This window comes from Shimia sp. MIT910701 (assembly GCF_047126315.1).
Taxonomy (GTDB): domain Bacteria; phylum Pseudomonadota; class Alphaproteobacteria; order Rhodobacterales; family Rhodobacteraceae; genus Shimia.
In genome coordinates this window covers 1906080-1918188 of sequence record NZ_CP138953.1, presented here as the reverse complement: position 1 = coordinate 1918188, position 12109 = coordinate 1906080, and the positions used below count along the sequence as shown (strand labels likewise).

Here is a 12109-nt window from a genome sequence, read left to right as displayed (position 1 = left end):
TAGCCAAGCTAGGATATAGGCAAATAGCCTCATCCGAATTTCAGGAAGGGTTACGCCCAATCAACGCGGCAACAACCTGTGGCAACGCCTCGTAGTCATGCAATAGGGCTTCCGGTTCCAACGCCGCCATATCTTCGCCGCTTGGGCCAAATGTCACCAAAACGCTCGGAACACCCGCCGCTCTTGCTGTACTCCTATCCGTATCGCTGTCACCAACAAGCAAGGTTTGCGCCGGGTCGCCGTTTAACCGCTTCGCCGTTTCCACCAACGGCAAAGGATCCGGTTTGCGCACAGGTAAGGTGTCTGCTCCAACCAACGCGCCAAAGGCCTCCCGAACACCCAGCGCTTGCAGAAGCTGATCCGCCAATCCCTCTGGCTTGTTTGTGCAAATGCCAACGCCGTATCCTTGAGACTTGAGCACCTCGACTGCGTCCATCGCACCGTCATACATGACTGTGTGCTCAGCAATTGCGCCGCCGTAAGCTTCCAAAAGAACAGGGTAATACTTTACGATCACGGCCTCATCCATGGCCCCAAGCCGGGTCAGCCCTTCGGTCAGCATGCGCCGCCCCCCACGCAATGCAACACCAGCGTCGGCCTCCACTGACAAAACATCGCCGTGCCCCATGTCGCGGAAGCAAACGTTGGCCGCCGCAATCAAATCACCGCTGGTGTCCGCCAGGGTTCCGTCTAAATCAAAAACTACGGTCTTCATGTCGTGCTCCCTGCCGCCTGCGCGAGTTCCCGCGCACGGCTGTTACAAGGCGCAACCTGAATTGATGGCCCTTGGCCTTGCACCCTTCCTGCACTCGGATAAAACGGGCACAATCGAAATAAAAGAGAAATCAGATGAGCATCGCACTTGTCATCCTCGCCGCAGGCAAAGGCACACGGATGAACTCTGACCTGCCGAAGGTTCTTCATCCAATCGCAAACGCGCCGATGCTGGTCCATGCCATGCAAGCGGGCGCCGCCTTGTCGCCAACCCGAACCGTGGTTGTGGCCGGTCACGGCTTTGACGCGGTGCAAACCGCTGCCAAAGAGTTTGACGAAGATGTAGTCGTGGTGGAGCAGAAAGAGCAAAACGGCACCGCGCATGCCGTCGATGTTTGCCGCGACGCCCTCCAGGACTTTGATGGCGATGTGATTGTCCTCTTTGGGGACACGCCATTTGTCAGCGCGGAAACACTTGGAAAAATGGTGGCGGCCAAAGCCGAAAATGCCGTTGTCGTGCTCGGCTTTCAGGCAGCAGATCCAGGCAAATACGGTCGGCTTATCATGTCAGGCGATCAGCTCGACCAAATAGTCGAGTTTGCCGATGCGTCTGATGAGGAACGTTCCGTAACCTTCTGTAATTCCGGTGTGATGTTGGCCGATCGCGCCACATTGTTTTCGCTGATTGACGAGATCACCCCGCAAAACGCGCAAGGGGAATATTACCTGACAGACGCAGTGGGATTGGCCCGCAAACGTGGCCTTGGGGTGACAGCTGTTTCTTGCGATGAAAGCGAAACGCTTGGCATCAACTCACGGGCACATTTGGCAGAAGCGGAAGCCGTGTTCCAGACCAATGCCCGTCAGGAATTGATGGAACTGGGTGTCACATTGCAGCAACCGGACACGGTGATGCTGTCTTTTGACACCGTGATCGGTCGCGACACGCTCATTGAACCAAACGTCTATTTTGGCCCAGGCGTCACTGTCGAATCCGGCACCCGCGTTCGTGCCTTCTCCCATCTGGAAGGGTGCCACGTTTCGCGCGGCGCCACCGTTGGCCCCTATGCACGTCTACGTCCGGGCGCAGAACTTTCCGAAAACGTGCATGTCGGTAACTTTGTAGAAATCAAAAACGCCGAAGTTGGCGAAGGAACCAAGGTCAATCACCTGTCCTACATTGGCGACGCCACCTTAGGTGCGAGCACCAACATTGGCGCGGGCACCATTACGTGCAACTACGATGGCGTGATGAAGCATCACACAACCATTGGCGATAACGCTTTCATCGGGTCCAACACCATGTTGGTGGCTCCGGTGAGTGTAGGCAACGAAGCGATGACTGGCTCCGGTTCGGTGATCACCAAAGACGTCCCTGAGGCCGCTTTGGCCATCGCACGCGCAGAGCAGCAGACAAAACCTGGTGTCGCGCGAAAGTTGTTCGAAATCTTAAAAAAGAAAAAACAAAAACGCGCATTGGAGAGCAAATAATGTGTGGAATTGTTGGGGTCCTTGGCAACCACGAAGTCGCACCTATTCTGGTGGAAGCCCTAAAACGGCTTGAGTATCGCGGATATGACAGCGCCGGCATCGCAACCGTGAACGACGGAACTCTGGATCGTCGTCGCGCGGTGGGCAAGCTTGTGAACCTCTCCGACCTGCTGGTGCATGAACCACTGCGCGGCAAGTCCGGTATCGGCCACACCCGCTGGGCCACCCATGGCGCGCCCAGCGTAACAAACGCGCACCCGCACCAAGCCGGGCCCGTTGCCGTGGTACACAACGGCATTGTCGAGAATTTCCGCGAGTTGCGCGCTGAGCTTGCAGAAAAAGGCATCTCCTTTGTCACCGAAACCGACACTGAAACCATTGCATTGATGGCGCAAAGCCACATGCAATCCGGCCTACAACCTGTTGACTCAGCTCTCAAAACCATCTCTCAATTAGAAGGTGCCTTTGCGCTGGCTTTTCTGTTCGAGGGCCAGGAAGATTTGATCGTGGCAGCCCGCAAGGGCTCCCCGCTGGCCATCGGCCACGGCGATGGCGAGATGTTTGTCGGATCGGATGCAATCGCGCTCTCCCCGCTCACCGATCGCATCACTTACCTTGAGGAAGGCGACAGCGCCGTTGTGACGCGCAATAGCCTCACCATCCGCGACCTGAACGGCAACGAAGTGCAGCGTGAGTGCAAGACCATCAACATCGATCAAACTCAGGTCGACAAAGGTGGGCACAAGCATTTCATGGCCAAAGAAATTGCCGAGCAACCCACCGTTCTGGGTGAAGCCATTCGCCACTACCTGCCTAATAACGGCACCGAAATCACTCTCCCCGGTGGTGACATCGATTTCGCCACGGTTAACCGACTTGTCATGGTCGCTTGCGGCACTGCCTCCTACGCGTGTCTAACCGCCAAATACTGGTTTGAACAAATCGCAGGCATTCCCGTAGAAGTCGACGTGGCCTCCGAATTCCGTTACCGCGAACCGCCGATCACCGAAGGCACCGTTGCGCTGTTTGTCTCTCAGTCTGGTGAGACCGCGGACACGCTTGCCGCGTTGCGCTACTGCGCTGGCAAAGCAGAGAAAATAGTGTCGGTTGTGAACGTAGCCGAAAGCTCCATTGCCCGCGAGAGTGATTTGGCGCTGCCGATCCTAGCGGGTGCAGAGATTGGCGTGGCCTCGACCAAAGCCTTCACCTGCCAATTGAGTGTTCTTTTGGTCCTTGCACTGAAAGCGGCCAATGATCGCGGGCGCCTCACCTCCGAGGCGCTAGAGGCGCATCTGTCTGACCTGCGTGCATTGCCCGGACTGGTGAACCAAGCCTTAAGTTCCGAAACTCAAATTGCACAGGTCGCAGCCAAGCTGGCAGAAGCGCGAGACATCCTGTTTTTGGGTCGCGGCCGTATGTTCCCCCTCGCGTTGGAAGGCGCACTGAAACTCAAAGAAATCAGCTACATTCACGCCGAAGCTTACGCATCAGGCGAGCTTAAACACGGCCCGATTGCATTGATCGACCAACATGTGCCTGTGGTGGTCCTGGCCCCGCATGATGAGCTATACGACAAGTCGATCTCCAACATGCAAGAAGTGATGGCCCGCGCGGGCAAAGTGCTCCTCATTACGGACAGCCATGGCCTGAAGGACGGGGCTGAAGGCACCTGGGACACAATCCAGATGCCACAGGTGTCTGATATTCTGTCCCCGATCCTCTACGCGGTTCCGGCCCAAATGCTGGCCTATCACACGGCGGTTGCCAAAGGCACGGACGTGGACCAACCACGCAATCTCGCCAAATCCGTAACGGTGGAATGATGCAGCTTCAGGATGCCCTAACCGCCCTTGAGGCGCTGATTGAACCTGGGCGCGCCGAAGGCATGGCGGCCTATCACAAACAATCGCGTCAGGTTCTGGGCATCCCAAATCCTGCGCTCAACGATATCACCAAAAGTTGGCGTCAAACGCTTAACGTAGAGCAGCGCGTTCAGCTTGCCTCCAACCTGTGGCAAACTAACATTTTTGAAGCCCGCCTTGCTGCGTCAAAAGTCCTCACCCAAGCTCGCCTACGCCCGGACGAAGCGGCTTGGGAACTGATCGCCAGTTGGACCGCCGATTTTGACAGTTGGGCCATTGCGGACCACGCCTGTATGGCAGGCCAAAAGCGTGTGGTCGCCGATCCGACGCGGCTGGACCAAGTTGAGACCTGGACCACTTCCGAACACATGTGGACTCGCCGGGCAGCCTTGGTCATCACCTTGCCGTGGACAAAGCAAAACCACCCCAAGCCGGAGGAGCTGCAAGCCCGCGACCGCATTCTGGGCTGGGCCGCAAGCTATGTCACTGATCACACTTGGTTTATTCAAAAGGCGATTGGCTGGTGGCTGCGCGATCTGTCGAAACACGACCCAGAGCGCGTCCGCGCCTTTCTGAACAAACATGCCGACGGCATGAAGCCATTTGCAGTGAAGGAAGCCAGTAAGCGCTTAGACTAGCCAAATTGTTGTCCGGACATGAGCACCTACGTTCACAAAGATGTTTTGCGGCTACAACTTTAGGCGCCCTTGCCCATCTGGATTTTGACCACTACCAATGCAGTATGACTGCACCTTTGATCGATCCGTTTCACCGCGCAGTGTCTTACCTGCGTGTTTCCGTCACAGACAGATGCGACTTCCGTTGTGTCTATTGCATGGCGGAAAACATGACGTTCCTCCCCAAAAAGGAACTTCTGACGCTCGAAGAGCTGGATCGTATGTGCTCCACTTTCATCAGGCTGGGAGTAGAAAAGCTGCGCATTACCGGTGGTGAGCCATTGGTACGGCGTGACATCATGACCTTCTTCAAAGGCATGAAGCGACATCTGGACAGCGGTGCGCTGAAAGAGCTGACTCTGACAACAAATGGGTCTCAATTGGAGCGCTTCGCTGAAGAGCTTTATGCTTGTGGTGTCCGTCGAGTGAACATCTCTCTCGACACCATTGATGAACAGAAGTTTGCGGACATAACGCGCTGGGGGCGTCTTGCACAAGTGATGCGTGGCATTGATGCCGCCCAAGCAGCTGGCCTGCGTATTAAGCTCAATGCGGTGGCACTTAAGGGATTTAACGAGGACGAGCTCTTCACCTTGGCTGAGTGGTGCGCGGAGCGCGACATGGACATGACCTGGATTGAGGTGATGCCGATGGGCGATCTGGGCAATGAGGACCGCATTGACCAATATTGGTCTCTAGATGATCTGCGCAGCCGACTGGCAGAGCGCTACACCCTGACCGATCTCGCCGAGCGCACCGGCGGCCCTGCCCGCTACGTGCGTCTCGAAGAAACCGGTCAGAAAATCGGCTTCATCACCCCGATGACCCATAACTTCTGTGAAAGCTGTAACCGCGTGCGCCTGACCTGCACCGGCCAGTTGTTCATGTGCTTGGGGCAAGAAGACATGGCCGATCTGCGGGGGGCCTTGCGCGGCAGCGAAAGCGACGCTGCGCTTGAGGACGCCATTCGCGCCGCCATCTCGCTGAAACCTAAGGGGCACGATTTCGACTATTCCCGTCAAGTTGTGGACGGGCAGATGTCGCGCCACATGAGTCACACCGGCGGATAAAACGTACTGTCTAGGCTTGTGCCTTTTCCCGCGCAGGCCCGGTGCTTTGACGATCCACCAGATACACCGGCATGACAGTCGGAGCAGCTTGGCTGGGTTGTCCGCCCCGCAAAAGCTGCAACAGACAGCGCGCAGCTTCATTGCCCATCTTATTGCGATGCTGGTGAATCGTCGTAAGCGGTGGGTTAAACACCTCGGTCATTTCAATGTTGTCAAACCCAGTAACAGAAACATCGTCTGGGACCTTGATGCCGGCCTCTGTCAAACCGGCAATCAGGCCGAAAGCAATTTGATCACTGGCGCAGACCCAAGCGGTTGGGCCATCGCGCATTGCCGCCACACGCGCAGCGGCCTCTTTGCCTGCCGCAATGGAAAAATCTCCCGGCAACATCCAACCATGCTGGATTTCTCCGCCGCAGTCCTGAACGGCTTGTTCAAATGCATTCTGGCGACGATGGGAAAGCACGTTGGTGTCCGGGCCAGCAACATGACCAAACCTGCGATGACCCTGCTGCCAAAGATGCTGCACCAACATGCGAATCCCCGCCTCATTGTCGGCGCGCACCGACGGGCCAGAGAAACCTTCCACCCACTCACAGGCAAAAACGATGGGTACTGGGGGCACTGCTGATTGCACCATTTGAAGCTCGTTTAAATCGATGCTCCCATCCAGAATGACCAAGCCATCCGCCTGCCCCGCTGCAATGTAGCGTTGAATCTGGTCAGCCGTTAACTGTACGTCGCCGCTGTCCGTCACGAGCAGGCTGTAGTCCGCCGCACTCAGCTCTCGCTCCAATCCAGAAAGGATGTTCGAAAAGAAAGGGTTGGACAGGTTTGGGACCAGTGCCAAAACCGTCCGAGAGGTATTTGTTCTTAGGTTTCTTGCAGCGCGATTGACCCGGTATCCCGTGTCTTTAACGGCTTTTAGCACAGCCTCTCTGGTCGCTTCTGACACAACCGAGGGGTCATTTAAAACACGGCTGACAGTTGCGGTGGACACCCCTGCCATTCGGGCAACATCAACAACTTTGGGCTTTGAGGTTTTCATTATTATTTTTGCGACTCGAATTATTTATTGACTCACCGCTCGCGGCGGGGCTACCGTTATGTAATCGATTACACATCACTGTCAATGCCATTCCTTTTGTTAGCAGAGGACGCTTGGACTGCAGAGATGTTCGGGAGGAAATGTAATCGATTACACGGCGATAGCGCCGAAAAAGGGAGGAAAGAATGAACTTTTACAAAGCTACCACTGCTGCAGTTGCGTTTTGCGCTGCTGGAGCCGTTTCTGCCGCAGAACTGGAAGTCACTCATTGGTGGACTTCTGGCGGTGAAGCGGCTGCCGTTGCTGAATTTGCCAAAGCTTTTGACGCCACGGGTAACACCTGGGTCGATGGCGCAATTGCAGGCTCCGGCGGTACAGCCCGTCCAATCATTGTCAGCCGCATCATTGGCGGTGACCCTATGCACGCAACGCAGCTGAACCATGGGCGCCAGGCAGAGGAGCTGATCGAAGCTGGGCTGATGCTGGACCTCACCGATGTGGCCAAAGCTGAGGGCTGGAAAGACATCGTAAATCCAGGGTCACTGCTCGACAGCTGCACAGTGGACGGTAAAATCTACTGCGCACCAGTGAACATCCACTCCTGGCAGTGGATATGGCTGAGCCACCAAGCCTATGCAGATGCAGGCATCGACGTACCTTCGAATTGGGACGAGTTTGTGGCTTCCGCCCCTGCGCTTGAAGCCGCCGGCAAAATCCCACTCGCCATGGGGCAACAAGCATGGCAATCCTCCGGCGCCTTTGGCGTGATCAATGTGGCTGTGGGTGGCCCAGATCTATGGAACAAAATCAACGTCAACAAAGACGCCGAAGCCGCAGCGGGCCCCGAGATGGCCAAAGTATTTGAAGCCGCAGCTGCAGCGCGTGCTATGGCGGCGAACTCCAAGGTTCAAGATTGGAACCAAGCCACCAACCTCGTGATCACTGGCCAAGCGGGTGGACAGGTCATGGGGGACTGGGCTCAGGGTGAATTCCAAGTTGCCGGTCAAGTTGCAGGCCAGGATTACACCTGTCTGCCAGGTCTGGGTGTGAATGAAATCATTTCCACCGGCGGTGACGCCTTCTACTTCCCGAAGCAGGACGATCCTGAAATTGAAGCGGCGCAAAAAGAGCTGGCCAAGCTACTTCTGAGCCCAGAAGTTCAGGTCAACTTCAACCTGAAGAAAGGCTCGCTGCCAGTGCGTGGCGATATTGACCTCGCCTCTGCGAACGACTGCATGAAAAAGGGTCTGGAGATCCTCGCAAGCGGCAACATCCTGCAGTCCGGTGATCAGGTCTTGTCTGCCGACACCTCAGGCCAGATCGAAGACCTGATGGTCGAGTTCTGGAATGATCCGTCCTACTCCGCAGCGGATGCTCAGGCGAAATACGCCGAAATCATCGCCGAAGCGGATTAAGATGGTCACGGAGCCCGAAACTTCGGGCTCCGTCACTCTCCGCTGCCCCAATTTCCCCAAACGACCTAATGAAGCCAAACCTCTTGGCACATTAGGCTGGAGACCTGAGCCATGGCTGTGACTGATGGTGCGCAAGTGGTGTCCCCTAGGACAACCTCCAAGCGACCAAACCGCCTTTTCAAAAACATGACGGCGAAACTCGCCTCAATCCCGATGATCTTCACAGCACTTGTGGTTTTCATTGGTTGCACGATCTGGACGATCTACCACTCTTTCACCAAATCCAAATTGCTGCCCGCGCCAGACAAATGGGTTGGCTTAGACCAGTATGAGCGCCTCTGGAGCACCCGTCGGTGGTTGGTGTCCATCGAAAACCTCGCGATTTACGGCATTTGCTCGCTAGTGCTGAGCCTTGTGATTGGCTTCACATTGGCCGCCCTTCTAGACCGCAAAATCCGCGGCGAAGGCGTTTTCCGTACCATCTTTCTGTATCCTTTCGCGCTGTCTTTCATCGTGACAGGCCTTGTTTGGCAATGGATCCTCAACCCGCAGTTTGGTATCCAGGGTGTCATTCAAAAATGGGGTTGGGAAGGCTTCACATTTGACCCGCTCAACAATGCCGACATCGTCATCTACGGCATCCTGATCGCAGGCATTTGGCAAGGTTCAGGCTTCATCATGGTGATCCTGCTAGCTGGCTTACGCGGCATTGACGAGGACATCTGGAAAGCCTCTCGCGTTGAAGGCATCCCGGTTTGGAAGACCTACATCTTCATTATTATCCCGATGATGCGCCCGATCTTTGTAACCGCGCTGGTGCTGATCGCCGCCGGGATCATCAAAGTCTACGACCTCGTCGTGGCGCAGACCTCCGGCGGACCAGGCATCGCCTCAGAAGTGCCCGCCAAATACGTCATAGAAAAAATGTTCCAAGCTCAAAACCTTGGCCAAGGCTTCGCAGCCTCCACCATGATGCTGCTCTCGGTTTTGGTTGTGCTGATCCCATGGGCCTATCTCGAATTCGGAGGCAAGCGCCGTGACTGATGCAACCGTAAACGCCACTGCAACACCACGAGGAAAAAAACCTCGCAAGCGCCTAACCCCAACCAACATTATGCTCTACGGCACTTTGTTTGTGGCCTCGGTCTACTACCTGCTGCCACTATACGTGATGGTTGTGACGTCCCTGAAAGGCATGCCGGAAATACGCTTGGGCAACGTGTTTGCGCCGCCAGTGGAAATCACGTTTGAGCCTTGGGTTAAAGCCTGGGCAGAAGCCTGCACCGGCATCAACTGTGACGGCCTATCTCGCGGGTTCTGGAATTCAGTGCAAATCCTCGTGCCATCCGTTTTGATCTCCATCGCCATCGCCTCGGTCAACGGCTACGCGCTGTCGCTGTGGAAGTTCAAAGGCTCGGAGGTGTTTTTCACAATCCTCATCTTTGGCGCCTTCATTCCCTATCAGGTGATGATCTATCCCATTGTGATCCTGTTGCGGGAAAGCGGGGACATCCTCTCCGCCATCACCGGCACCAAAATCCGTCTGATGGGCAGCATCTGGGGGCTGGTGATTGTGCACACGATCTTTGGCATGCCGATCCTGACCCTTCTGTTCCGGAACTACTTCGCCTCGGTGCCCGAAGAACTTTTCAAGGCAGCACGGGTGGACGGCGCAGGGTTCTGGCAGATCTACTTCCAGATCATGCTGCCAATGGCGCTGCCAATTTTTGTTGTGGCGATCATCCTACAAGTGACTGGCATCTGGAATGATTTCCTCTTTGGCGTGATCTTCACAAAGCCCGACACTTATCCAATGACGGTGCAGCTCAACAACATCGTGAACTCGGTGCAGGGCGTCAAAGAATACAACGTCAACATGGCCGCAACCATGCTCACCGGCCTTGTCCCTCTCATCATCTACTTTGCCTCCGGCAAACTCTTCGTGCGCGGCATCGCGGCTGGCGCAGTAAAGGGCTGACTATGACCAACGTTAACGTAAAAGATCTCACCCTTGAGTTTGGCGCCGTGCGCGTCTTGGACAAACTCAACATCGACATCCAGGAAGGAGAGTTTCTGGTACTTCTTGGGGCTTCTGGCTGCGGCAAATCCACTTTGCTGAACTGCATCGCGGGTCTGCTCGATATCACGGACGGTGAAATCCATATCGGCGGCCGCAATGTCACCTGGGAAGAACCTTCCGAGCGCGGCATCGGCATGGTGTTCCAATCCTACGCGCTCTACCCGCAGATGTCGGTAGAAGGAAACCTGTCGTTTGGTTTGAAAAACGCCAAAGTTCCAAAACCGGAAATCGCCAAACGTGTGGCCCGCGCCGCTGAAATCTTGCAAATCGAGCCATTGCTAAAGCGCAAGCCTGCCGCTTTGTCCGGCGGGCAACGCCAACGGGTTGCAATTGGTCGAGCTTTGGTACGCGATGTGGACGTGTTCTTGTTTGACGAGCCGCTGTCCAACTTGGATGCCAAACTTCGCGCGGACTTGCGGGTGGAACTAAAGCTCCTGCACCAGAAGCTCGACAATACGATGATCTATGTGACGCACGATCAGGTCGAGGCCATGACCCTCGCCGATCGTATTGCCATCATGCGCGGTGGTGTTGTGCAACAGATCGCGAGCCCATCAGAAGTCTACAACCGTCCGTCCAACAAATATGTGGCAGGCTTTATTGGATCTCCCACGATCAACTTCTTTGAGGGCTCCATTACCGATGGCGGTAGTGAGTTCCTGTCCGCAGACATGCACTTCCCACTCACGGGATATGACGCCTCGCAGGGCGTGCTGACGGCGCGTCCGGCTTGGCTAGGCATCCGCCCAGAGTCCGTCATCACTGGAACAGACGTAAATCAACAGCCCTTCACTGCTGAAATCACTGTGGAACTGGTGGAGCCGATGGGCTCAGACACGCTGATCTATACCACACTTGCAGGGACGCCATTCCGCTTCCGCATGAGCGGAAAAGCCACCGTGGCAGCCGGCAATACGCTCAAAATCGGCTTTGATCCCGCTCAAGGATCCCTCTTTGACAAATCAACTGAAAACCGTCTTTGACGCTCATTTCTGGAGACTTTCATGAGCTTTTCATTCCAACTGTACTCCTCGCGCAATGTCGCGAGCCAAGAAGCCTTTCTCTCAAATCTTGCCGAACTCGGCTACACCAGTGTGGAGGGCTACGGTGGCGTTTATGGCGACCCGGACGCTTTTGCTGAAGCCATGTCTGCGAATGGCTTGACCATGCCAAGTGGCCACTTTGGCATCGACGACCTACGCGACAACTTTGACGAAGTCATGATGCTTGCGGACAGTTTCGGCATCAAACACGTGATCGTCCCCTATCTCGTTGCCGAAGCACGGCCCACCGACAAAGCCGGATGGCAAGCGTTTGCCAAAGAACTGTCCGAGATCGGCGCAAAAGTGCGCGCAGCTGGCAAGACATTCTCCTGGCACAACCACGACTTCGAATATGAAGCGCTGCCGGACGGCAGCTATCCAATGGATATTATCCTGGAAACCGCGCCGGACATCGGCTGGGAAGCCGACCTTGGCTGGGTGGCGCGAGCAGGCCTGGACCCAGCGCCGATTGTCGCCAAACACGCAGACCGCCTTGTCGCAATCCACGTCAAAGACATCGCCAAGGAAGGAGAAGGCCTTGATGAAGACGGCTGGTCCGACATTGGGGAAGGCGTGATGGATTGGCCCGGATTGATCCGTCAAATCCGCGATCAAGCCCCCAACGCCATTCTGGTCGCAGAACAGGACAATCCAAGCGATGCCGTGCGTTTTGCATCTGTCTCTATGGCCAACCTAAAGGACATTTGAT

11 protein-coding genes are annotated in these 12109 nt (G+C 55.7%); 9 read left to right on the top strand and 2 right to left on the bottom strand.

The window, feature by feature from the left end:
- Positions 1-40 precede the first annotated feature (40 nt).
- Positions 41-715 carry an HAD-IA family hydrolase gene (locus SIB38_RS09105; RefSeq protein WP_294118273.1) on the bottom strand — a complete coding sequence of 225 codons (675 nt, stop codon included), beginning with the start codon at positions 713-715 and terminating at the stop codon, positions 41-43.
- A 134-nt stretch (positions 716-849) separates the two neighbouring features.
- Between SIB38_RS09105 and glmU the strand changes: the two genes are divergently transcribed.
- The 4 genes from glmU to moaA all read left to right on the top strand — a co-directional run bounded on the left by glmU (position 850) and on the right by moaA (position 5814).
- Complete coding sequence (gene glmU, locus SIB38_RS09100) at positions 850-2205, top strand: bifunctional UDP-N-acetylglucosamine diphosphorylase/glucosamine-1-phosphate N-acetyltransferase GlmU (protein WP_294118275.1); 1356 nt, start codon at positions 850-852, stop codon at positions 2203-2205.
- Positions 2205-4028: a glutamine--fructose-6-phosphate transaminase (isomerizing) gene (gene glmS / locus SIB38_RS09095; RefSeq protein WP_412551852.1), complete on the top strand. Its 1824-nt coding sequence runs from the start codon at positions 2205-2207 to the stop codon at positions 4026-4028. Before glmU ends, glmS begins: the two co-directional genes overlap by 1 nt.
- Complete coding sequence (locus tag SIB38_RS09090; RefSeq protein WP_294118346.1) at positions 4028-4705, top strand: DNA alkylation repair protein; 678 nt, start codon at positions 4028-4030, stop codon at positions 4703-4705. Before glmS ends, SIB38_RS09090 begins: the two co-directional genes overlap by 1 nt.
- Before the next feature lie 104 nt (positions 4706-4809).
- Positions 4810-5814, top strand: a complete 1005-nt coding sequence (gene moaA, locus SIB38_RS09085; protein WP_412551851.1) for a GTP 3',8-cyclase MoaA — start codon at positions 4810-4812, stop codon at positions 5812-5814.
- 10 nt (positions 5815-5824) lie between these two features.
- Here the strand turns inward: moaA and SIB38_RS09080 are convergent, their stop codons facing one another.
- The gene (locus SIB38_RS09080) at positions 5825-6823 is read right to left on the bottom strand and encodes a LacI family DNA-binding transcriptional regulator (protein WP_294118281.1); all 999 of its coding nucleotides are present in this window, start codon (positions 6821-6823) and stop codon (positions 5825-5827) included.
- A gap of 224 nt (positions 6824-7047) precedes the next feature.
- On the opposite strand from SIB38_RS09080, the gene SIB38_RS09075 reads away from it, so the two are divergent.
- The 5 genes from SIB38_RS09075 to SIB38_RS09055 all read left to right on the top strand — a co-directional run bounded on the left by SIB38_RS09075 (position 7048) and on the right by SIB38_RS09055 (position 12108).
- The gene (locus SIB38_RS09075; protein WP_412551850.1) at positions 7048-8277 is read left to right on the top strand and encodes an ABC transporter substrate-binding protein; all 1230 of its coding nucleotides are present in this window, start codon (positions 7048-7050) and stop codon (positions 8275-8277) included.
- A gap of 186 nt (positions 8278-8463) precedes the next feature.
- Positions 8464-9321 carry a carbohydrate ABC transporter permease gene (locus SIB38_RS09070; RefSeq protein ID WP_294118284.1) on the top strand — a complete coding sequence of 286 codons (858 nt, stop codon included), beginning with the start codon at positions 8464-8466 and terminating at the stop codon, positions 9319-9321.
- Positions 9314-10255, top strand: coding sequence for a carbohydrate ABC transporter permease (locus SIB38_RS09065; protein ID WP_412551849.1), 942 nt, complete (start codon positions 9314-9316; stop codon positions 10253-10255). The genes SIB38_RS09070 and SIB38_RS09065 overlap by 8 nt, the downstream gene beginning before the upstream one ends.
- A gap of 2 nt (positions 10256-10257) precedes the next feature.
- Entirely contained in the window at positions 10258-11340 is a 1083-nt protein-coding gene (locus SIB38_RS09060; protein ID WP_412551848.1) for an ABC transporter ATP-binding protein, read from the top strand.
- Positions 11341-11361: 21 nt separating this feature from the next.
- Complete coding sequence (locus SIB38_RS09055) at positions 11362-12108, top strand: sugar phosphate isomerase/epimerase family protein (RefSeq protein ID WP_294118288.1); 747 nt, start codon at positions 11362-11364, stop codon at positions 12106-12108.
- The last annotated feature ends 1 nt before the right edge of the window (position 12109 follow it).